We start from the raw sequence: 19,970 nt of genomic DNA, 5'->3' as shown, positions 1-19,970 counted from the left end.
CTTTTCGTTGTCCCGGCGAATGACGACTCCCCTCAGTCCGCCGACTCCTCTCGCTCCAGCGCCCGGTCCACCAGCGCGTCCGGCAAGGGCTTGGTCACCTCGACCCCCAGCTCGCGAAAGCGCTCGGCCTGGGCGATCAGGTTGCCACGACCGTTGACCAGCCGCCCCATCGCCTTGTCGTAGCTCTCCTGCGCCTTGTGCAGGCTGCCCCCCATCTGCTGCATCTCCTCCACGAACAGCCGCAGCTTCTCGTAGAGGCGGCCGGCCCGCTCCGCTATCTGGCGCGAGTTCTGGTTCTGCCGCTCGTAGCGCCACAGGTTCTCTATGGTGCGCAGCGCCACCATCAGGTTGGTAGGGCTCACCAGCAGGATGTTGTGTTCCAGCCCGTAGCGCACCAGGGAAGGGTCCGCTTCCAGGGCAGCGAGGAAGGCAGGCTCCACCGCCACGAACATCAGCACATAGTCCAGGGTGCGCACCCCGGGCAACTGCTGGTAATCCTTGCGGCCCAGCTCGCGGATATGGTTGCGCACCGAGGCGACGTGCTCCTTGAGCGCCACCGCCTTCTCCAGATCGTCAGCGGCGTTGTACCAGCGCTCATAGGCGGTCAGCGACACCTTGGCGTCGATGATGATGTCCTTTTCCTGGGGCAGGTGGACGATGACGTCGGGCTGGTAGCGCTTGCCCTTGTCCACCTCGATGTTGACCTGGGTGTGGTACTCATGCCCCTCGCGCAGGCCGCACTCGGAGAGGATCCGCGCCAGCACCACCTCCCCCCAGTTGCCCTGCTGCTTGCTGTCGCCCTTGAGGGCCCGGGTCAGCGCCGCCGCCTCTTCGGTCATGCGGGCGTTGAGCTCGGCAAGGCGCTCCAGCTCGAACTTGAGGTTGTGGCGCTGGGCCGTCTCCTGGGCGTGGGTCTCTCCCACCTGGCGGCGAAAGCCCTCGAGCTGCTCCTTGAGTGGAGTGAGCAGGAGATCCATGCTGTTCTGATTCAGTTCGCGGAAGTTTCCAGCATTTTGTTCAAAGATACGATTGGCGAGGTTCTCGAACTGCTGGCTGAGGCGCTGTTCAGCCTCTTGCTGCAACTGCAACTTCTCGGCGCTGGCGATGCGCTCGCTGCGCAGGGTCGCCTCGGCTTCCTTGAGACGGGCGGTGAACTTGAGCAGCAGGGTCTGCTGCTGATCCAGCTTCTGCTGAGCCAGCATCTTCTCGTCCTGCAGCGCGTCCCAGCGGTCCTGCAACCCCTGATAACGCTCCTCCAGCAGCAGCGCCTCTTCACGGCCGCTGCGTCGCCCCCACCACCAGCCGAACAGCAGCGCCAGCCCGCCAACCAGCATGGCAGGCCACCAGGTCAGCAGCGGGGTCATCGGCGCCCCCGCTGGCGCAGGAAGAGTTCGAGATAGCGGTTGAGCAGCAACCAGATCAGCACATAGAGCAGATAGGCCGCCAGCACCACCCACTTGTGGCTGTTGACCCCGGTATCCAGTTCACTGAACTCGATACCCTTGAGATGGCAGTAGGCCCACATCAGCAGGGGGAAGACATAGAGCAGAGAAGCACGCCACAGAAATAGCCACATGAGTTCATTCAATCCCGCAAAAAGACCCGCCTAGCTTACACAAGGGCAACCCAGCTTGCGATCCTGCCCGCCGCTATTCTCTGGCTTGCCGGCCTAAAACTGGATAAAATTAACCCCTAATAGGTATAGAGGTGGGCATGACGCATTTTTTCTGTCGCTGGCTGGCACACGCATGGGGGAGCCCCCGCAGACCCGAGGTGGTCTGCCATGAGGCACGCCCGCCCTGGGCCATCGACGAGTCCCAGTTCCTCACCCTCTGCACCCGTTGTGGCGACTGCTTCAAGGCGTGTCCCAACGGCCTCATCAAACCTGCCGATCGCCCCGAATATGACGGCAGCCCCATCGCCGGTACCCCAGTGCTGGATCTCGCCTGTGGCCAGTGCAGCTATTGCGGCAGCTGCGCCAGAGCCTGCCCCACGGGCGCACTGGATCTCTGCCTCGGCCGCCAGGTGCAGACCCGGGTCAGGATAGAGGCGAGCTGCCAGGCCCGTCAGGGCTACTACTGCCTGCTGTGTGAAGATGCCTGCCCCCAGCAGGCGATCAAGGTCGGCAGCGAGGGAGTGACCGTCAACATGGCCGCCTGCGATGGCTGCGGCGCTTGCGGCCTCGCCTGTCTGCACGGTGCCATCACCCTTGTGCCCCAGCTCTGACCGCTGGCAATGACAGAGGGGCCCGCAGGCCCCTCTGTCATTCACCGTGGCATCATGCCATGGTCAGAATATTATCCTGCTCTATGCCGAGAAGGTGGCACAGACGAGTGGGATCCCGCACCGCATCCGCCAAAGTGTACTCCCCCAGTACCTCGAGGAAGGCGTGCATGGCGCGGCGCAGAATGCCCTGGATGCGGCAGCCCCCGGAGAGACGGCAGTTTTCGCGCTTGCAGTCCACCGGGCAGAGCACGTGCTCCATGTCCATCACCACATCGCGCAGGTTGATGGAGACGGCGGCACGGCCGAGGCGGATGCCCCCATGCTTGCCACGCACCGTCTCGATGTAACCTTTGATGCCGAGCTGATGCACTATCTTGACCACGTGATTGCGGGAGATGGCGAAGGTGTCGGCCACTTCCGTGATGGTCGACAGGCGATCACCGGGCTGGATGGCCAGGAAGGTCAGGGTACGCAGGGCGTAGTCGGTAAATCGTGTCAGTTGCATGGTCGCACTTGCCTCTTACTACAAGCCAGAAATCAGGACGACAGCCGGTGGCCAAAGAGGGGGTCTGCACATGCGTGTGCACGGGATGGGCTTCTTCGACCGAGTCGTGAAGTCACAAGGGTAAGAGCAGCCCGGGCGGGTGTCGACGAAGATGTACATAAATCGACACTTTCTTTGATTGATCGCAAACTTGCCGCCTCAGCGAGGGGTTTTGGCGGTTTCCGTCGACAAACCCCCACCTCCTCTGCCATCGCCGGCGCCGTTGTCCGGCGAGTTCAGTGGGGCTGTTTCAGCCAGTTGCGCAGCGCCTGGGAGGGGATGGAGCTCTCGGAGGCCACCGCGAAGGCGCCCCAGTCCACGGCGCACTGCAACGCATCGGCCATGGCCATGCCCCGCGCAAGACCGTGGATGAGACCGCCCGCGAAGGCATCCCCCGCCCCCGTGGTATCCACCACGGAGACCGGTCGCGCCGCCACCCTGACCTGCTCCTCCCCGTGAATGGCCACGGCTCCCGCCTTGCCCTCGGTCAGCACCAGCCATTCAAGCTGCTCCCCTGCGAGCTGGCGGGCATGCTGCCAGGGGTCGCTCACCTCGCCGAGATCGGAGCGGGAGGCCACCAGTACGTGGCAGGGGCGGCGGGCCTGCCCCCCCTTGGGATACTGGGCCACCACGAAACTCTTGGCGAGCATCTGGCGCATGTAGCCCACGATGGCGGTACCCGGATAGTTCACATAGAGGCAGTCCACCCCTTCGGTCGGCAGATCCCCCGGCAGATCCGGACGACGTGGGCGCCTGAGGATGGTGCGCTCACCGGTGGCGTCCACCAGCACCAGCAGCTCGCCGGTCTCGCCGCCAAAGCGCTCCACATGGCTGCAATCCAGGCCGTATGAGGCCGCCTGCTCCAGCAGCCAGTCACCGGTGTCGTCCAGCCCGACCCGGGAGGCGATGATCACCTCGTGCCCCGCCCACACCAGTCCGATGCCGGTATTGGCGGCGCCGCCGCCGAGTCTGCGCCCCTGATCCACGTATTGCAGCCGCGCCCCCGCCACCAGGGGTTCGGCCAGGGAGAGCACATGATCACAGTTGAGATTGGCGAGCAGCAGGATGCGGGACATGGAAACCTCGGCGGGAGGAGGCCGGCCCCCCGGGGTGCCGGCACAGAAACGGAAGCGGGATCAGTAGACGGGCAGCTCCACCCCTGACAACAGCTCGTCGATGCGCGCCTGGGTCGGCTGCTGCATCACGTTCTGGATCATCTCCTTGGTGAGATGGGGGGAGAAGGAGCTGATGAAGTCATACATGTAGTTCTGCAAGAGGATGCTCTTGCTGAAGCAGATCTGGGCCGGGCAGGGCTCGAACAGGTGCTCCAGATTGATGGCCACGAGGCCGGGGGCATCGCTATCGTTGGCAACCAGGGAGGAGATGATGCCGATGCCAAAGCCCAGCTCCACGTAGCGCTTGATGACGCCGGCATCCATCACCGTCATGTAGTAGTTGGGGGTGAGGCCAGCCGCCTGGAACACCTTGTCCTGCACCTGACGCCCGGTGGCGCCGCTCTCGTAGCTCAGGATGGGATACTGGCAGAGCTGCTCCAGGGTCGGCTTCTTCACCTTGGCCAGGGGGTGCTCCTGGGGCACCACCAGGGAGAGGGTCCAGAGGTAGGCGGGCAGCGCGATCAGCTCCTTGTCGAAGCCTATCTCGTGGGCCACGATGGAAAAATCCGAGTATCCCTTGCTGATCTGCTCCTTGGTGGCGGACATCACAGGATGCAGGTGGAACGAGATCTTGGGGTACTTTTTGGTGAAGTAGGTGACGCTTTTCGGCAGCAGGTAGCGGGCGATGGTGTGGGTGGTGTGGATGTTGAGGGTGCCCACGGTCGGATCCAGGTATTCCCGGGAGATGGCCTTGATCTTGCTCTCGATATTGAGCATGGCCTCGGCACACTTGATGATCTCCTCCCCCACCGGGGTGATCCGGTGCAGGTGCTTGCCGCGGCGCTCGAAGATGCGCACCCCCAGCTCGCTCTCCAGCAAGCCGATCTGCTTGCTCACCCCAGGCTGGCTGGTATAGAGCGCATCGGAGGCAACGGAGACGTTGAGATTGTGGTCCCGCACCGCGATCAGATACTTCAACTGCTGTAGTTTCAAGGTTGCCCCCTCACAGACTGACGCGGCGCTCGTCGATGGACTAGGCCGCCAAAAATGGCGGCCAGTGTATCATCCGGACTGGGCATATCGCCGCTTGATCCTTCATTTTGCTACAAAATCTAGCATCAGCGCGGTGGATATGACAAACAGGGTTCAGCGCGCGTCGGCCCCGATCGGCAGGATGCCGAGGAACTGCAGCAGCCACTGCATCATGGTGGCGGAATCCACCTCCCCTTCCAGGGAAGAGAGGCTGCTCTGGTAATGTGCATCGGGCAGCCTGTCCCGTCGCCGCTCGATCAGGGCCCGGTTGTACGCCACCGAGAATTCCGGGTGCCCCTGGATGGCGACGATGTGATCCCCCTGCAGGAACATGAAGTTGGGGCAGAAGTCGTTGCCCGCAAGCAGGGTCGCCCCCGGCGGAAGCTGCTCCACCTGATCCTGGTGGCTTGCCAGGATGCGGATGGTGTCCAGCCCCGGCGCCATCCAGGGTTTTGTCGTCTGCATGGCATGGACCGACACCCCCAGCCCCCACCCCTTGGTGGACTTCATTACCTCCCCTCCCAGCGCCTGGGCGATCACCTGATGGCCGAAGCAGACCCCGGCCAGCTTGACGTTGGCATCGTGGGCCCGGCGGATCCAGTCGCGCAGCGCCAGGATCCAGGGGATGTCGCTGTAGGCATCGTGGCGCGAGCCGGTGATGAGCCAGGCATCGCATTCGGTCAGATCCGGGGGCAGATCGCCGTCGAGGGCGGACCAGACCCGAAATTCCAGCTCGGGGGCCAACGCCCGGAAACCCTTGATAAACATCTCGGAGTAAACGGGACCAAAATCCCCCACCAAATCGGGGTCCAGCCGGTCACAATCGAGAATACCCAGTCGCATCTGTTACTCCTTGACAGAAGCGCCCCCGCAAACCGGCGGCCTGCGGGGGCAAGAGATTAAAGCCATGGCAGCGAGCCGGTGGCTCACTTCATGGTCGGCATGGAGAACTCGGCGCCGGCGCGCAGGCTCTGGGGCCAGCGGGCGGTCACCGTCTTCATCCGGGTGTAGAAGCGCACCCCATCCGGCCCGTGCATGTTGAGCGGCCCGAAGATGGACCGTTTCCAGCCACCGAAGCTGTGAAACGCCATGGGCACCGGAATGGGAACGTTCACCCCTACCATACCGACCTGAACCCGCGTGGTGAAGTCCCTTGCGGTATCTCCGTCACCGGTGAAGATGGCGGTGCCGTTGCCGTACTCATGTTCGTTGATGAGGCGCAGGGCCGTCTCGTAGTCCGGGGCCCGCACGATGGCGAGTACGGGGCCGAAGATCTCCTCCCGGTAGATGCGCATCTCGGGGCCGACCCGATCGAACAGGCTGCCCCCGATGAAGTAGCCCTCGCCATGGCTCAGGCCCCGGCCATCCACCACCAGCTCGGCCCCCTCGGCCACCCCCTGATCCACGTAGCCGCGCACCTTGGCCAGGTGTTCCCGGCTGATGAGGGGCCCCATCTCGTTCTCCGGGCTCTGGCCCAGTCCCGGGCCCACCCGCAGGGCCGCCACCAGGGGCGAGAGCTTCGCCACCAGGGTATCGGCGGTCTCGTCACCCACCACCACGGCCACCGAGATCGCCATGCAACGCTCGCCCGCCGCGCCATAGGCGGCCCCCATCAGGGCGGAAACCGCCTGATCCAGATTGGCATCCGGCATGACCACCATGTGGTTCTTGGCGCCGCCCAGGGCCTGCACCCGCTTGCCGTGGGCCGAGGCGGTGGCATAGATGTACTGGGCGATGGGGGTGGAGCCGACAAACGACACGGCACCGACCCTCGGGTCGGTCAGCAGCACGTCCACCACCTCCTTGTCGCCGTTGACCACGTTGAGCACCCCGTCCGGCAGGCCCGCCTGCTTGAGCAGTTCGGCCATGCGCAGGGAGAGGGACGGATCCTTCTCCGAGGGCTTGAGAATGAAGGTGTTGCCGCAGGCCAGGGCCACCGGGAACATCCAGAGCGGCACCATGGCCGGGAAGTTGAACGGGGTGATGCCGGCGCATACTCCCACCGGCTGCATCATGGAGTGGCTGTCCACCCCGCGGCCCACGTTGAGGGAGTGCTCCCCCTTGAGCAGATGGGGAATGCCGCAGGCAAACTCCACCACCTCCAGCCCCCGGGTCAGCTCCCCCTGGGCGTCGGAGAAGACCTTGCCGTGCTCGCGGCTGATGAGCTGGGCCAGCTCGTCCCTGTGCTGCTCCATCAGCTCCTTGAAGCGAAACAGCACCCGGGCCCGCACCAGCGGCGGGGTCTGGGACCACTCCCCAAAGGCGCGTTCGGCGCAGGCAATCGCCTCGGCACACTCGTCGGCCGTGCTGAGAACGACGGAGCCCTGCTGCTGGCCGGTGGCCGGATTGAAGATGGCACCGAAACGCTCGCTGCGACTCTCGGTCGTCTCGCCGTCGATGAAGTTGTCGATCCTGTAACTCATAAATCCTCCGTGATGGGTCATCCGTCCTCCCCTCGCCGCGCCGGGGCAGCACAGGGGGATGACGCCCGGGACGAGCGCCATCCTGTGTGATGTGGGGTCAGTCCTGGGCCTGCAGGGCGTCCTGCAGCAGGGTGAAGAGATCGTCGATCTGGCTGCGCTCGATGATGAGGGGCGGCGACAGGGCGATGATGTCGCCGGTCACCCGGATAAGCGCCCCCTTCTCGAAACAGCGCACGAACACCTCGTAGGCCCGCTTGCCCGGCGCATCGGGCATAGGTTCGAGCTCGATGCCCGCCACCAGGCCGTAGTTGCGCACGTCCTTCACGTGCTTGCAGCCCTTGAGGGAATGGGCCGCCTCCTCCCAGTAGCCCGCCAGATCGGCCGCCCGGGTCAGCAGATTTTCGTTACGGTAGATCTCGAGGGTGGCCAGACCCGCCGCCGCCGCCACCGGGTGGCCGGAGTAGGTGTAGCCGTGGAACAGCTCGATGGCCCCCTTGCCCGCCGCCATCATGTCGTCATAGATGTGGTTCTGTACCAGCACGGCCCCCATGGGGATGGCGCCATTGGTGAGCCCCTTGGCGCAAGTGATCATATCGGGGATGACGTCGAACTCCTGGGCGGCGAAGGGGGAGCCGAGGCGGCCGAAACCGGTGATCACCTCGTCAAAAATCAGCAGGATGCCGTGTTTGGTACAGATCTCCCGCAGCCGCTTGAGATAGCCCTTGGGGGGCATGATGACCCCGGTGCTGCCGGCGATGGGCTCGACGATGACCGCCGCGATGTTGCTGGCGTCGTGCAGGAAGACAATCTTCTCCAGTTCATCGGCCAGGGTGAGGTCTTCTGCTGGCAATCCCTTGGTGAACGCATTTTTCCCTATGTTGAGGGTGTGAGGCAGATGATCCACCCCGGTCAGCAGGGAGCCGAACCACTTGCGGTTGCCGGGAATGCCCCCCACCGAGATGCCGCCAAAACCCACCCCGTGGTAGCCGCGCTCGCGGCCGATGAGCCGGGTACGAGTCCCCTGGCCGCGAGCCCGCTGCCAGGCCAGCGCAATCTTGAGCGCGGTGTCCACGGATTCCGATCCGGAGTTGGTATAGAAGACGTGACCGAATCCCTTGGGGGCGATCTCCACCAGCCGGTTGGCCAGCTCGAACGGCAGGGGGTGGCCCATCTGGAAGGTGGGGGCAAAATCGAGGTGGGAGATCTGCTGGGAGACCGCCTCGGCGATCTCGCGCCGACCATGGCCTGCGTTGCAACACCAGAGTCCGGCAGTGCCATCCAGTATCTTGCGGCCATCCTCTGAGTGATAATACATCCCCTCTGCCGACTTCAGGATGCGCGGCGCCGCCTTGAACTGCTGGTTGGCGGTGAACGGCATCCAGAATGCGGACATGTCGGGGGTATTGATGTCGCTGACAGGTTTCATGGTCACCTCATCCTTAAGGCGTTTAGTAACACCCGGCTCATGCCTATTAAATTAAACACCTGAATCCATAAAAAAGGGCTTTTATCGCCCGGCTTGGTGTCACCCCTCAGGGGTGGTATAAGATATTTAACACAATTTTAATAATAGTAAACAGTCAAGGAGTGTCTATCGATGGATATCGGTCACCGCCTCAAGGCGGTTCGCACCAAGGCGGCCCTCTCCCAGCGCGAGCTGGCAAAACGCTCCGGTGTGACCAACGGCTTTATCTCCCAGATCGAGAAAAATCAGGTGAGCCCCTCGGTGGCCTCCCTGCGCAAGGTGCTGGAAGGCATCCCCATGTCATTGGCCAGCTTCTTCACCGACGAGACGGAGATGGATTCCGAGGTGATCTTCCGTGCGGACGACATGCCGGATCTCGGCACCCACCCCATCAGCTACCGTCTGGTGGGTCACAGCCGCGCCAACCGCGCCATCGGCATGATGCAGGAGATACTGCCCCCGGGCGCCGACACCGGTGACGACATGCTGAGTCACGAAGGGGAAGAGTGCGGCATCGTCATCCGGGGTCAGGTGGAAGTCACGGTAGGCGAGCAGGTTCACCTGCTGGCACCGGGGGATGGCTACTACTTCGACAGCCGCACTCCCCACCGTTTTCGCAACGTGGGGGATCAGGAGTGCGTGCTGATCTCGGCCAACACGCCCGCCAGCTTTTGACGGGCCTTCTCTCGGAACAGCCCGCCGGGATCCACCCCTGCCCGACCCGGGGATCAGGCCCGCGACACCACAGGCCAGGGCGCCCGGTGTGACCCGCCGTTGGCCCGGGTTGTTCGGGAACAGTGTTTAATGAATTGTTACAAGATGGATTTACAAGCGGCAGGATGTTTAGCATATTGATACGCGGAGACTGACTTTCTGCCGGTTCAAGGAGTGAACATGAGTGACCTGACCCTGGCCCAGTGGCAACACAAGGCCGCCCATCTGACCCTGCCCTCGCAAGCCTTTATCGACGGCACCTACCGGGATGCCGTCAACGGCGCCACCTTCGATTGCATCAACCCGGCCAACGGCCAACTGCTGACCAGGGTCGCCTCCTGCGACGCCGCCGATGCCGAGCTGGCGGTCAAGGCGGCCCGTGCCGCCTTCGACGACAAGCGCTGGTGCGGCCTCTCTCCCAAGCAGCGCAAGCTCATCATGCAGCGCTTCGCCGAGCTGATGCGCCTGAACCTGGTGGAGCTGGCACTGCTGGAGTCGCTGGATATGGGCAAGCCCATCGGCGACGCCATGGGGTATGACGCCCCCGCCGCCGCGAACTGCATCGCCTGGAACGCCGAGGCGATAGACAAGATCTACGATCAGGTCGCCCCGGTGGAAGAGTCCGCCCTGGCCCTGGTGACCCGCGAGCCCCTCGGTGTCGTGGCTGCCATCGTGCCCTGGAACTTCCCCCTGGTGATGGCCTGCTGGAAGCTGGGCCCGGCGCTCGCCACCGGCAACTCGGTGATCCTCAAACCCTCCGAGAAATCCCCCCTCACCGCCCTGCGCATCGCGGGTCTGGCGAAGGAGGCGGGCATCCCCGACGGCGTCTTCAACGTGCTGCCGGGCTTTGGTCACACCGTGGGCGAGGCGCTGGCCATGCACATGGACGTCGACTGCATCACCTTCACCGGCTCCACCAAGATCGGCAAGCATCTGGTGCAGTGCTCCGGCAAGTCCAATCTGAAACGCGCCTTTATGGAGTGCGGCGGCAAGAGCCCCAACATCGTGCTGGCGGATGCACCGGATCTGGATGCCGCCGCCCGCAGCGCCGTCGGCGCCATCTTCTACAACCAGGGGGAAGTGTGCACCGCCGCCTCCCGCCTGCTGGTGCAAAACAGCATCAAGCCCCAGTTCATGGAGCGGCTGCTGGCCCACGCCCGCGAGTGGATCTCGGCCAACCCGCTCGACCCCACCACCCGCATCGGCGCCATGGTGGACCACATCCAGATGGAGCAGGTGCTCAACTACATCGCCATCGGCCAGCAGGAGGGCGCCAAGCTGCTGCTGGGGGGCAAGCGCACCCAGCCCGAGGAGGGCGGCTACTACATCGAACCCACCATCTTTGACGACGTGACCCCGACGATGCGCATCTTCCGCGAGGAGATCTTCGGCCCCGTGCTGGCGGTGACCGGCTTCGACACCCTGGAAGAGGCCATTGCGCTGGGTAACGACACCGACTACGGCCTGGCCGCGGCGATCTGGACGGCGGATCTCAACCAGGCGGTGAAGGGCTCCCGCGCCCTGCGCGCCGGCACCGTCTTCGTCAACAACTGGGATGGCGGCGACATGACCATGCCGTTTGGCGGCTTCAAGCAGTCCGGCAACGGGCGCGACAAGTCCCTGCACGCCCTGGAGAAGTACACCGAGCTGAAAAGCACCTGGATCCAGCTCGAATAACGTCATAAATGACGCTTATCAACAAAACAGGGGGGAGAAATCCCCCTTTCTCATTTTTACTCTTTTATCCCCTCGCTCAATCGATATAATCGTCAAATAGCAAGCCATTAAATTTAAAGATAAAAATGCTGTTTTTTCTGGGAAGTGTACTGTTTCTGGTGGTGGGACTGCCGCTGTTGTTCTTCGTGCTGGGTCAGGGGGAAGCCTATGTCACCTGGGGCCCCTGGATCTCCGCCATCGCCCTCATGCTGTGGCTGCTGATGGACGTGGAGAAGATCCGCCGCGGGGGCGGTCGCTGAAGTCGCTCCTGCTGTTAAAATCCCGTCAGACCCATTTATTGTCTTCTTTCCCTGCAAAAGGATCGCTACACTGACTTTTTGCGATGTTTCCCGACATCCGCACTCCAGTGAAGGTTATCCGCATGCAACAACAGATCCAGCGCCAGGGCGTCCTCTATGCCCTCGGCGCCTACACCCTTTGGGGCCTGGCACCCATCTACTTCAAGTCCCTCTCCGCCGTGCCGGCCGCCGAGATCCTGACCCACCGCATGATCTGGTCCTGCGCCCTGCTGATGGTGCTGGTGCTGCTCGGACGCCAGTGGCACAAGGTGCAGGCGGTGCTGCGCCATCCCAAGGTGCTGCTCACTCTGGCCTTCACCTCCGTCACCGTCGGCGGCAACTGGCTGCTGTTCATCTGGGCCATCAACAACGGCCACATGCTGGATGCGAGCCTGGGCTACTACATCAACCCCCTGTTCAACGTGCTGCTCGGCATGGTGTTTCTGAGCGAGAAGCTGCGCCGCCTGCAGTGGTGGGCGGTAGGGCTCGCCTTTGTCGGTGTCGCCGTCCAGCTCATCGCCTTCGGCTCCCTGCCCTGGATAGCCCTGGTGCTGGCCTCGAGCTTCGCCATCTACGGCCTCATTCGCAAGAAACTGGCCCTGGACGCCCTCACCGGCCTGCTCATCGAGACCCTGATCATGCTGCCGCCAGCCGCCTTCTATCTGTGGGGCATCGCCGACAGCCCCACCAGCCACCTCACCCAGAATGACTGGCACCTGAACCTGCTGCTCATCGCCGCGGGCGCCGTCACCACGGCCCCCCTGCTCTGCTTCACCGCAGCGGCCACCCGGCTCAAGCTCTCCACCCTGGGCTTCTTCCAGTACATAGGCCCCAGCCTGATGTTCATCCTGGCGGTGACCCTTTATGGCGAGGCGCTGGCGCTGGACAAGATGATCACCTTCGGCTGCATCTGGAGCGCCCTGGTGCTGTTCAGCCTGGATGGCCTGCGCAGCGGCAAGCGGCGCCAGGAGGCCGGCTGAGGCGCCGGCGCAATAATCTACAAGCCAAGGGGCCGCTTTCGGGGTATCAATAGGGGATGAACGCACCCCAATCCCGCATCCACTACTGGCAATCCCGGCTGCTGCCGGGGGTTGAACTCTCCCACTCCCACCACAGGGAGTTCAGCTATGGCCGCCACGTGCATCTGGACTACCACATCGGTCTGGTGCAGCGGGGCGGCCAGAAGTTCATCCACAAGGGGAACAGCCACAACCTGGTGCGCGGCGAACTCTCCACCGTCAACCCGGACGAGATGCACGACGGCCTCAGCCTGCTGCCGGAAGGGTACGAGGTGCGGGTCTTCTCCATCGCCCCCGAGCAGCTGGCCCGCTGGCTGCCGGAGCACCCCGAGCCCTTTTTCCACCAGGGATTGCAGAGCCGCCCCGACCTCTACCAGGGCTTTGCCCGCCTGCACATGCACCTGGACGGCCCCGCCCCCGACGGCCTGCTGGCGGAGAGCCAGTTGCTGGCCCTGCTGGGCGAACTGTTCCGGCTCGCCCCCGAGCGCCACGCCCTGGCGGATCCCCAGCTCAGGTTCCTGCGCGACCATCTGCTGGCCCGGCTGGACGAGCGCCACACTCTGGAGGATCTGGCCGCCCTGTTCGGGCTGGATCGCTTCGCCTTCCTGCGTCAGTTCAAGAAGAAGACCGGCATGACCCCCTATGCCTGGCTCAAGCGGCTGCGCCTCGAACAGGGCAAGCGCCTGCTCGGCAGCGGTCTGCCGGTGAGCGAGGTGGCACTGGCGGTGGGCTTCTTCGATCAGAGCCACTTCCACCACGGTTTTCGTCAGGCCTTCGGGCTCACCCCGGCGGAGTATCGCCAGCAGATGCTGCCCGCCTGAATCGTCGCTGCTGCAATCTTTTACAATCTCCCGTCCCCCGTCCTGCCCCATGCTGTCACCTCCATACCGCTGTCGGAGGTCTTTTATGTTCACCAGCCTGTTTCTGACCCTGGGTCTCGTCCACCTCGTCGCCCTGGCGAGCCCGGGCCCGGATTTCGCACTCATCCTGCGCACCAGCCTGCACAGGCCCACCGCCCTCGGAGCGGCCCTTGGCATCGCCCTCGCCATCCTGCTCCACGCCACCCTCAGTCTCACCGGCATCAGCCTGCTGATCGCAAGCCAGCCCTGGCTCTTTCTCGCCGTGAAACTGGTGGGTGCCCTCTATCTGGGCTGGCTGGGCTGGGGGGCGCTGAAAGCGGCCTGGCAGGGAAGCGGGGATCTGGCGCTGCGCGCCGGGGGCGAGCGGCCGGGCTGGCGCAAGGGGGTGAAGAGCGGGCTGGCCACCAATCTGCTCAACCCCAAGGCGATGCTGTTCTTCATAGGACTGCTGGCCGCCATGGTGACGCCCCAGGTGGATGGCCTGACCCGGGGATTGCTGATCCTGGAGCTGTTCCTGCTCTCCCTCGTCTGGTTCAGCGCCCTGGCCTGGAGCCTCTCCACTCCCCGCGCCCAGCACCTGCTCGGCCGCATCCAGCGCCCGCTCAACCTGATGACGGGCCTGCTGTTTGGCGCGGTCAGCCTCTCCATCCTGGTGGATCTGCAAGGGTACTGGCCGGCGGCCTGACCGGCACGTTCTTTATGGCGGCAAGCAGGGAGGGGCCTTGACGGACGGCGTGACTACTCCCCGCGCCGCATCCCCTTGCGCAGGTAGACGTAACCCTCCCCCGGGCTGCCCCAGCGCTGATGGGCGCCGTTGTCATAGGCCCTGTCCAGCAGCCGGACACTGTCCGGGCCGATCCAGAGGTACTGCACCAGGGTGGTGGCACCGCCAAAATCGGTGGCGCAATGCCCGACCCGGGTCTGTCCCTTGTACTCCCCGCCCGGCTGGCGGGTCAGCCAGATCTCGCACCCTTCGCGCAGAGAGAGTTGCTGCGGGGTGAGGGAGTCAAGCAGCTCGGGCCGACGCCAGGCGCCGGCAAAATCCGTGGCCCTCGGCATGGTCAGTTCGGCCATCAGGATGCGGCCATCGGGCAGGGAGGAGAAGCGGTAGATGCGCTGGCGAAACGGTCGCTGCGCCCGCTCGGTCAGAAACTGCTCCGCATAGACCCAGCGAAAGGGGCCCTCCCCGGGCCAGATCTCCACCAGCCGCAGCTCGGCGCTGGTGAAGCGGGCATCGAAGGTGGCCTGCTCCTGGCTGGAAAACTCCCCCGAGAACCAGGAGAGCAGGGGCTCCAGCCTCGCCTGCGTGGCATGGGGGCCGGGGGCCGTCACGAAGGGGACGGGCGCCGCCCAGATCAGGCTGGCGTAAAACAGCCCCAGCAGGGCCGCCATCAGCTGTGTCATCGAATCCTTCCGAGTCGCTTGCATGGCGGCGATTATATGAGCGAACGGTGACAATAACCTCTATCTTGATCAACTCCTTGAAGAGAAAACGAAAAATCCTCTCTGCAGGCGAAAGGAGGCGACGCCCCCCCGCAGGCCACGGGGATGACGGCTATCCTTGCTGCGACCCGTCCCTGTTGCCGCCAAGAGGAGTCCCCCATGAACACAGTCACCCTGCACCGCGTACTCAAGGCCCCGCCGATGTGGGTATACAGAGCCTTTATCGAGCCGGACGCCCTGGCCAAATGGCTGCCCCCCCATGGCTTCACCTGCAAGGTGGCGGCACTGGAGGCCCGGGTCGGCGGCACCTTCAGTATGTCGTTCACGAATTTCGGCACCGGCCACACCCACGCCTTCGGCGGCGAGTATCTCGCGCTGGAGCCGGGCAAGCGCATCCGCTACACCGACCGCTTCGACGACCCCAACCTGCCGGGGGAGATGCAGGTCACCATCACCCTCACCCAGGTGCTGTGCGGCACCGATCTCGCCATCGAACAGGCGGGTATTCCGGCGGTCATCCCGGTGGAGATGTGCTACCTCGGCTGGCAGGAGTCCCTGATGCAGCTCGCCACCCTGGTGGAGCCCGAGATCCCCGCCGAGTGACCCGACACGGGGGCTCCCCCGGTGGCCCCGCACAGATACCCCTTGTGAGAGAGGGGCCTGATCAGGTATCTCTGTGGGCAGGGCGGGCTGCGTTCTTGCAGCGACCATCCACCGCCAGGAGCCCCCATGAAACGAGTCTTGATGATGACCATGGCCGCCGCCCTGCTGGGCGGGTGCGCCGTGAAGAACCAGGTCACCCACAGCCTGCAGGCGATCCCGCTCACCGCCTTCCAGCAAAGCGAGAGCAACCCCAACCAGCGCATCTACAAGGAGCCCGGCGTGGATCTGCGCCAGTACCATCAGGTACTGCTCGATCCCTTGCAGTTCATCCGCCAGGAGAACGGCCAGTGGTATCTGCTGACCGCCAACGAGCAGAACGAGATCGGCCGCTACTACCACGCCACCTTCCAGCGCGAACTGATGAGCCAGGGCATCAAGATGGCTACCGAACCCGGTCCCGGCGTGATGCGGGTGCAGGCGGCCATCACCAACTTCGACCTGACCCGGCCCGACCCCAAGCTGCGGGATCTGCTGCCCGCCAAGATCGCCATCAACGTCACCCGCGAGGTGATAGGCAAGGAGCCCTATCTGCTCAAGGTGGGCAGCATGGCCCAGTTGCTCGACGCCCAGAGCGGCAAGCTGCTGGTGCGGGTGATGGACGCTCGCGAGAGCCCGGACACCACCCACAAGGATTCCCCCATCACCGCCGAGGAGATGGAGAAGATGATCGATCAGTGGGCCGCAAGTCGCGCCAAACAACTGGCCGACAACCTGGGGCGCTGAGCCGGGCCGAAAACGACAAAGCCTGCCAGGGGGCAGGCTTTGTCGTCGCTGAAGCGCGGCTTATTGCAGGTTCAGACCGCCCAGGTAATCCCGCTTGCCCAGATCCACCCCGGCCTGGCGCAGCAGGGCATAGGTCATGGTGAGGTGGAAGTAGAAGTTCGGGATGCCGTACTCGTGGACGCAGCTATGGCCGTCCATCCCCTTGCCACCGGCCCAGTAGGGGTAGTAGTGGCCGCTCGCATACTGGCTGAAATCGGCGTCCAGCTTGCCTTGCAGGTAGGCGATGGTCTTGGCCACGTGGGCGCGCAGATCCGCCATGGTCTTGGGATCATCCCCCAGCACCGGCGGCTCGCTCAGGCTGGCGGTGGCCACCACGGCGCGGGCGCTGTCACAACAGATCAGCACCTGCTTGCTCAGGGGCAGCATGTCGACGATGAGGCGCTCATTGAAGAAGTTGTCCACGTTGAATTTCTTTGCCTCGGCGTGGGCCTCGGCCTTGGCCAGACACTGGTCCAGGTTGGTCAGCATCTTGATGAACTGGGCGGCGATTTCACGATTCATAATGCACTCTCGGTTGGTTGAAGGCAGTAAAACGAGCGGCTCCACTATAGCGCATCCCCCTTGCAGTTCGAGCCCGAGGGGATGAAAAGCGAGGGCGTCCTCCTTGCCCTGCGACAGGCAGTGGCGATCACCGGCGGGCTGCGAGGCCAGCGCGCCATACCCCGTCGCCGCACCGAGTCCCTCTTTCCCCTTTTTTTGATCTGTGACAGACATCTCGTTTTTCGAGGGGCGTAGTCTGGAGCCCGTTGCCCCGGCACGGGCCGGGGCACCCATCCCACAAGGAGAATGCCATGAAGATCTACGATCGAAACCGCAATGTGCTGACCCTGGGCCAACGGGTGATGATTGCCGCCACCGGCGCGGTCGACACCCTCAAGGAGGCGCACACCGACAATCTGACCCCCTATGAGGCGGAACATGAGAAGTGCGTGCTGCTGACGAACAGCCAGGAGCGCTACGCCCCCATCGAGTTGATTAGACTAGGCTGATCCCGTTTTCCGTCACCCTACTCTTTACAATTCACCCGGCCGCCGCGCCATGTCGCTGGCCGGGTTTCTCTCTCCGCTCTCGACTCCTTCTCCGAGCCGCTGCCACCTTATGAGGGCGAGGCGATGCAGCTGGCCGGTATCCAGCCTGATTGCCCCGCTTCGTTGTGAACCCAGAGCCAGCCTGCCAGCTCCCGCTCCACCCGTACCCGCTCCCCCGCCGCCACGTCCAGCTCCCGGGCGGTATAGTCCTGGCGCGCCTGCGCCTCCTCCGTGCCGATCGGGGTCAGCAGGGACAGGGGCGCCCACCCCTCGTTGCCGTCTGCGGTAAAGGTGCGCACCCAGCCCGGGAACTCGTCGTCCTCGTGGCCGATGCGCACCCGCTCTCCGGCCCGAAAGGCGATGGGATTGGGGTAGCAGGTGTGGTGCGCCGTGGTGATCAACGCCAGCATTGTCTCGTCCTCCGACAGGTTCTGATGAGTAACGTCCAGAGTCATACCACAAGCAGGGCCCCGTTGCGTCAACCGGGCTCACACCCTCTGGCAGAGGGCGATCTCACCCGGGGCGGGCCGACGACCCTGACCCCCACGATTCATTACTGTCAGTGAATTTTCATATCATCCGAGTGTCATTTCAGTGAACACATCGCCGCCCTAGACTGCTTCTCGAACCTTAACGAGGAGTCTTGTATGAAACTCACCCCTATCCCGTTGCTGGCCGGCACCCTCGCCTCGGCCTTCTCTTTCAACACCTTCGCCGGTGACCTTGTCTCGGTGCAGTTCAGCGATGGCCGCCCCGCCGTGACCGGGGTCGAGGCGGTCAACAACGCGCTCAACCCCATCGGCGTCAACGTGGTCACCGTCGACATTCCCGAGGCCGCCAGGCCGCTGCTCGCCGCCTCCCACCGCCGCGCGTTGACCAAAGCGGAGCACGGCGCCCTGATTGCGGCCTTCAACCTGAGTCAGGGGGAGCTGCTGGAGCAGGCCAGGCTCGCAGGGCGCGAGCCCGCAGTGCAAGGGGGCGGCGTCGCCACCGAGGAGACCGGTGTCGGCCCCTACCCCAAGGTCTATGACCTGATGGCGCTGGACGAGCGCACCCGCAGCGCCGTGCTCGGCAAATATGGCCGCATGCACGTCAACTCCGCCGAGGACGGCACCGACATCGACGAGGTGATGACGGTGGTCAGCGGCGGCCCGTTCCGCTGGGGCTTTACCCTCAAAGACGGCAGCATCGCCCGCTTCCAGATAGACAAGGTGGGCCTTGAGGACAAGGCCGTGCGGATCAGCTATCACGGGCTCGGCATGCACGCCGGGTTGATGGATGCAAAACAGGGGCTGCTGGTGGCCTTCGCCCACGGGCCCAAAGCGTTCACCATGCGCTACCAGGCCGACGTGCCCCACGCCCAGTTGCTTGGCACCAACCCCTGGGCCGATGTCGGCATCACCCTGCCCCCCGCCCCCGGCAAGGTACAGTAAGCCGGTGCGTGCCATCTGGCGGCGGGGCCCGGGCCCTGCCGCCTGCTTTTATGCCTGCTATGCCTGCCACCTCGGGGCCGGGGAGCCCTGGGCCCATCGCCTCTCTTTCGTCTGCGTCTCTGCCGGGCCCGCCACGCCCGGAGGGCCATGATCCGGGCCGGTCTGCCACGGGCAGCTCTCTGTCTGGGGGGGATGGGGGGTGGACACCCCGGGGAACCGCACTATTGTGATGAAAGTGCGCAATGATGGCGCCATCATTTACCAGTAGTGAATTAACGGGGGCAGGATGAACAAGATCACGGCGCTGAACGTCTTTCGCCGGGTGGTGGAAATGGGCACCTTCAGGGCGGCGGCGGACGACCTGCACCTCTCCCAGGCGGCGGTCAGCAAGAACATCAACGAGCTGGAGGCCTATCTCGGCATTGCGCTGATCAACCGCACCACAAGGCGGCTGAGCGTCACCGAATCGGGCATGGCCTATTACGGCCAGATATGCGCCGTGCTGGACAGCCTGGAGGCCGCCGACCAGTCCATCATGGCCGCCTCCTTCACCCCCAGGGGCAGGCTGAGGATCGGCATGCCCATGTCCTACGGGCTGATCCGCCTCAACCCCCTCGTCTGCGAATTCCAGCGCCGCTACCCGGAAATCGGCATCGAGGTGATCCTGAGCGACACCTACATGGATCTGATAGACCAGGGGCTGGACGTGGTGATCCGGGGGGCTGGCACCCTGGAGGACTCCACCCTGCGCGCCAAACCCCTGTGCGAGGTACCGCGGGTGCTCTGCGCCGCCCCCGATTACCTGAAGGAGGCGGGCCAGCCCGCCCACCCGGCGGATCTCAAGGGCCACAACTGCCTGCGCTACAGCCTTTCCTCCTCCCCCAACAAGTGGTTCTTCACCCGGGACGCGGAGAGCGTGGCGGTGGAGCTGCCCCCCGCCAGCTTCTGCGCCAACAACGGCATCGCCCTGAAACAGGCGGCGGTGCAGGGGCTCGGGGTGATCCTGGTACCGGATGAATTCGTGTCGAACGACCTGTCGGACGGCACCCTGGTCAAACTGCTCCCCGACTGGCAACCCGACCCCCACGCCCTCTTCGCCGTCTACCCCTTCCACAAGGAGCAGTCCCGCAACGTGCGTCTCTTTATCGAGTTTATCGTCAAGGCGTTTCAGTTGCGGTGAGCCCGACAGGCGAGCCTGGGGTTTGTG

At 64.2% G+C, this 19,970-nt stretch carries 23 protein-coding genes; 12 read left to right on the top strand and 11 right to left on the bottom strand.

Features of this window, described 5'->3' with window-relative positions; all coding sequences use genetic code 11:
• Positions 1-32: 32 nt before the first annotated feature.
• Entirely contained in the window at positions 33-1,364 is a 1,332-nt protein-coding gene (gene rmuC, locus C3F36_RS11265; protein WP_104455087.1) for a DNA recombination protein RmuC, read from the bottom strand.
• Complete coding sequence (locus C3F36_RS11260) at positions 1,361-1,576, bottom strand: hypothetical protein (protein WP_010672501.1); 216 nt, start codon at positions 1,574-1,576, stop codon at positions 1,361-1,363. Before C3F36_RS11260 ends, rmuC begins: the two co-directional genes overlap by 4 nt.
• A gap of 137 nt (positions 1,577-1,713) precedes the next feature.
• Between C3F36_RS11260 and C3F36_RS11255 the strand changes: the two genes are divergently transcribed.
• A complete protein-coding gene (locus C3F36_RS11255; RefSeq protein WP_010672500.1) occupies positions 1,714-2,226 on the top strand; it encodes a ferredoxin-type protein NapF in 513 nt (170 codons plus the stop codon).
• A 52-nt stretch (positions 2,227-2,278) separates the two neighbouring features.
• Here the strand turns inward: C3F36_RS11255 and C3F36_RS11250 are convergent, their stop codons facing one another.
• The 6 genes from C3F36_RS11250 to C3F36_RS11225 form a co-directional block, all read right to left on the bottom strand.
• On the bottom strand, positions 2,279-2,731 hold the full coding sequence (locus C3F36_RS11250; RefSeq protein WP_010672499.1) for an Rrf2 family transcriptional regulator: 453 nt from the start codon (positions 2,729-2,731) through the stop codon (positions 2,279-2,281).
• A gap of 275 nt (positions 2,732-3,006) precedes the next feature.
• Complete coding sequence (locus C3F36_RS11245) at positions 3,007-3,846, bottom strand: PfkB family carbohydrate kinase (protein ID WP_041212154.1); 840 nt, start codon at positions 3,844-3,846, stop codon at positions 3,007-3,009.
• Positions 3,847-3,906: 60 nt separating this feature from the next.
• Positions 3,907-4,878, bottom strand: coding sequence for a LysR substrate-binding domain-containing protein (locus tag C3F36_RS11240; protein WP_029313477.1), 972 nt, complete (start codon positions 4,876-4,878; stop codon positions 3,907-3,909).
• Between the two features lie 153 nt (positions 4,879-5,031).
• Positions 5,032-5,760: a glutamine amidotransferase-related protein gene (locus C3F36_RS11235; protein WP_010672496.1), complete on the bottom strand. Its 729-nt coding sequence runs from the start codon at positions 5,758-5,760 to the stop codon at positions 5,032-5,034.
• Positions 5,761-5,843: 83 nt separating this feature from the next.
• Positions 5,844-7,340, bottom strand: a complete 1,497-nt coding sequence (locus C3F36_RS11230) for a CoA-acylating methylmalonate-semialdehyde dehydrogenase (RefSeq protein WP_104455086.1) — start codon at positions 7,338-7,340, stop codon at positions 5,844-5,846.
• A gap of 97 nt (positions 7,341-7,437) precedes the next feature.
• The gene (locus C3F36_RS11225) at positions 7,438-8,766 is read right to left on the bottom strand and encodes an aspartate aminotransferase family protein (RefSeq protein ID WP_042864608.1); all 1,329 of its coding nucleotides are present in this window, start codon (positions 8,764-8,766) and stop codon (positions 7,438-7,440) included.
• Positions 8,767-8,937: 171 nt separating this feature from the next.
• Between C3F36_RS11225 and C3F36_RS11220 the strand changes: the two genes are divergently transcribed.
• From C3F36_RS11220 to C3F36_RS11200, 6 genes are all read left to right on the top strand, one after another.
• A complete protein-coding gene (locus tag C3F36_RS11220) occupies positions 8,938-9,480 on the top strand; it encodes a cupin domain-containing protein (protein ID WP_010672493.1) in 543 nt (180 codons plus the stop codon).
• A gap of 219 nt (positions 9,481-9,699) precedes the next feature.
• Positions 9,700-11,196 carry an aldehyde dehydrogenase gene (locus C3F36_RS11215; RefSeq protein ID WP_039039526.1) on the top strand — a complete coding sequence of 499 codons (1,497 nt, stop codon included), beginning with the start codon at positions 9,700-9,702 and terminating at the stop codon, positions 11,194-11,196.
• A 125-nt stretch (positions 11,197-11,321) separates the two neighbouring features.
• A complete protein-coding gene (locus C3F36_RS23600; RefSeq protein WP_010672491.1) occupies positions 11,322-11,495 on the top strand; it encodes a hypothetical protein in 174 nt (57 codons plus the stop codon).
• A gap of 122 nt (positions 11,496-11,617) precedes the next feature.
• Positions 11,618-12,514: an EamA family transporter RarD gene (gene rarD / locus C3F36_RS11210; RefSeq protein WP_104453197.1), complete on the top strand. Its 897-nt coding sequence runs from the start codon at positions 11,618-11,620 to the stop codon at positions 12,512-12,514.
• A gap of 56 nt (positions 12,515-12,570) precedes the next feature.
• The gene (locus C3F36_RS11205) at positions 12,571-13,374 is read left to right on the top strand and encodes an AraC family transcriptional regulator (protein WP_010672489.1); all 804 of its coding nucleotides are present in this window, start codon (positions 12,571-12,573) and stop codon (positions 13,372-13,374) included.
• 85 nt (positions 13,375-13,459) lie between these two features.
• A complete protein-coding gene (locus tag C3F36_RS11200; protein ID WP_104455085.1) occupies positions 13,460-14,098 on the top strand; it encodes a LysE family translocator in 639 nt (212 codons plus the stop codon).
• Between the two features lie 53 nt (positions 14,099-14,151).
• Here C3F36_RS11200 and C3F36_RS11195 read toward each other — a convergent pair whose 3' ends face one another.
• Positions 14,152-14,817 (bottom strand): chromophore lyase CpcT/CpeT, encoded by a 666-nt coding sequence (locus C3F36_RS11195; protein ID WP_182976170.1) that lies wholly within the window; start codon positions 14,815-14,817, stop codon positions 14,152-14,154.
• A 198-nt stretch (positions 14,818-15,015) separates the two neighbouring features.
• Here C3F36_RS11195 and C3F36_RS11190 point away from each other — a divergent pair, with 198 nt between their 5' ends.
• Both C3F36_RS11190 and C3F36_RS11185 read left to right on the top strand, forming a co-directional pair.
• Positions 15,016-15,459: an SRPBCC family protein gene (locus C3F36_RS11190; RefSeq protein ID WP_104455083.1), complete on the top strand. Its 444-nt coding sequence runs from the start codon at positions 15,016-15,018 to the stop codon at positions 15,457-15,459.
• Between the two features lie 126 nt (positions 15,460-15,585).
• Entirely contained in the window at positions 15,586-16,242 is a 657-nt protein-coding gene (locus C3F36_RS11185) for a DUF3313 domain-containing protein (RefSeq protein WP_104455082.1), read from the top strand.
• Positions 16,243-16,302: 60 nt separating this feature from the next.
• On the opposite strand, the gene C3F36_RS11180 is transcribed toward C3F36_RS11185, so the two are convergent.
• Complete coding sequence (locus tag C3F36_RS11180) at positions 16,303-16,803, bottom strand: DUF1993 domain-containing protein (RefSeq protein ID WP_042864615.1); 501 nt, start codon at positions 16,801-16,803, stop codon at positions 16,303-16,305.
• 290 nt (positions 16,804-17,093) lie between these two features.
• Between C3F36_RS11180 and ydfZ the strand changes: the two genes are divergently transcribed.
• Positions 17,094-17,291, top strand: a complete 198-nt coding sequence (gene ydfZ, locus C3F36_RS11175; RefSeq protein WP_010672483.1) for a putative selenium delivery protein YdfZ — start codon at positions 17,094-17,096, stop codon at positions 17,289-17,291.
• A 107-nt stretch (positions 17,292-17,398) separates the two neighbouring features.
• On the opposite strand, the gene C3F36_RS11170 is transcribed toward ydfZ, so the two are convergent.
• Positions 17,399-17,740 (bottom strand): SH3 domain-containing protein, encoded by a 342-nt coding sequence (locus C3F36_RS11170; protein ID WP_104455081.1) that lies wholly within the window; start codon positions 17,738-17,740, stop codon positions 17,399-17,401.
• Positions 17,741-17,977: 237 nt separating this feature from the next.
• Between C3F36_RS11170 and C3F36_RS11165 the strand changes: the two genes are divergently transcribed.
• Both C3F36_RS11165 and C3F36_RS11160 read left to right on the top strand, forming a co-directional pair.
• Positions 17,978-18,763, top strand: coding sequence for a hypothetical protein (locus tag C3F36_RS11165; RefSeq protein WP_104455080.1), 786 nt, complete (start codon positions 17,978-17,980; stop codon positions 18,761-18,763).
• A 286-nt stretch (positions 18,764-19,049) separates the two neighbouring features.
• A complete protein-coding gene (locus C3F36_RS11160) occupies positions 19,050-19,943 on the top strand; it encodes a LysR family transcriptional regulator (RefSeq protein WP_104455079.1) in 894 nt (297 codons plus the stop codon).
• The last annotated feature ends 27 nt before the right edge of the window (positions 19,944-19,970 follow it).

Origin of the sequence: Aeromonas sp. ASNIH2, from assembly GCF_002934795.1 — a bacterium.
Taxonomy (GTDB): Bacteria; Pseudomonadota; Gammaproteobacteria; order Enterobacterales; family Aeromonadaceae; genus Aeromonas; species Aeromonas caviae.
The sequence above is the reverse complement of the archived record's forward strand: the minus strand, read 5'-3'. Positions and strand labels throughout refer to the sequence as shown.

Bases quoted from the DNA above. Each gene is read 5' to 3' on its own strand.
- rmuC (WP_104455087.1), bottom strand. From the start codon at position 1,364: ATGACCCCGCTGCTGACCTGGTGGCCTGCCATGCTGGTTGGCGGGCTG.
- C3F36_RS11260 (WP_010672501.1), bottom strand. From the start codon at position 1,576: ATGTGGCTATTTCTGTGGCGTGCTTCTCTGCTCTATGTCTTCCCCCTG.
- C3F36_RS11255 (WP_010672500.1), top strand. From the start codon at position 1,714: ATGACGCATTTTTTCTGTCGCTGGCTGGCACACGCATGGGGGAGCCCC.
- C3F36_RS11250 (WP_010672499.1), bottom strand. From the start codon at position 2,731: ATGCAACTGACACGATTTACCGACTACGCCCTGCGTACCCTGACCTTC.
- C3F36_RS11245 (WP_041212154.1), bottom strand. From the start codon at position 3,846: ATGTCCCGCATCCTGCTGCTCGCCAATCTCAACTGTGATCATGTGCTC.
- C3F36_RS11235 (WP_010672496.1), bottom strand. From the start codon at position 5,760: ATGCGACTGGGTATTCTCGATTGTGACCGGCTGGACCCCGATTTGGTG.
- C3F36_RS11230 (WP_104455086.1), bottom strand. From the start codon at position 7,340: ATGAGTTACAGGATCGACAACTTCATCGACGGCGAGACGACCGAGAGT.
- C3F36_RS11225 (WP_042864608.1), bottom strand. From the start codon at position 8,766: ATGAAACCTGTCAGCGACATCAATACCCCCGACATGTCCGCATTCTGG.
- C3F36_RS11220 (WP_010672493.1), top strand. From the start codon at position 8,938: ATGGATATCGGTCACCGCCTCAAGGCGGTTCGCACCAAGGCGGCCCTC.
- C3F36_RS11215 (WP_039039526.1), top strand. From the start codon at position 9,700: ATGAGTGACCTGACCCTGGCCCAGTGGCAACACAAGGCCGCCCATCTG.
- C3F36_RS23600 (WP_010672491.1), top strand. From the start codon at position 11,322: ATGCTGTTTTTTCTGGGAAGTGTACTGTTTCTGGTGGTGGGACTGCCG.
- rarD (WP_104453197.1), top strand. From the start codon at position 11,618: ATGCAACAACAGATCCAGCGCCAGGGCGTCCTCTATGCCCTCGGCGCC.
- C3F36_RS11205 (WP_010672489.1), top strand. From the start codon at position 12,571: ATGAACGCACCCCAATCCCGCATCCACTACTGGCAATCCCGGCTGCTG.
- C3F36_RS11200 (WP_104455085.1), top strand. From the start codon at position 13,460: ATGTTCACCAGCCTGTTTCTGACCCTGGGTCTCGTCCACCTCGTCGCC.
- C3F36_RS11195 (WP_182976170.1), bottom strand. From the start codon at position 14,817: ATGACACAGCTGATGGCGGCCCTGCTGGGGCTGTTTTACGCCAGCCTG.
- C3F36_RS11190 (WP_104455083.1), top strand. From the start codon at position 15,016: ATGAACACAGTCACCCTGCACCGCGTACTCAAGGCCCCGCCGATGTGG.
- C3F36_RS11185 (WP_104455082.1), top strand. From the start codon at position 15,586: ATGAAACGAGTCTTGATGATGACCATGGCCGCCGCCCTGCTGGGCGGG.
- C3F36_RS11180 (WP_042864615.1), bottom strand. From the start codon at position 16,803: ATGAATCGTGAAATCGCCGCCCAGTTCATCAAGATGCTGACCAACCTG.
- ydfZ (WP_010672483.1), top strand. From the start codon at position 17,094: ATGAAGATCTACGATCGAAACCGCAATGTGCTGACCCTGGGCCAACGG.
- C3F36_RS11170 (WP_104455081.1), bottom strand. From the start codon at position 17,740: ATGCTGGCGTTGATCACCACGGCGCACCACACCTGCTACCCCAATCCC.
- C3F36_RS11165 (WP_104455080.1), top strand. From the start codon at position 17,978: ATGAAACTCACCCCTATCCCGTTGCTGGCCGGCACCCTCGCCTCGGCC.
- C3F36_RS11160 (WP_104455079.1), top strand. From the start codon at position 19,050: ATGAACAAGATCACGGCGCTGAACGTCTTTCGCCGGGTGGTGGAAATG.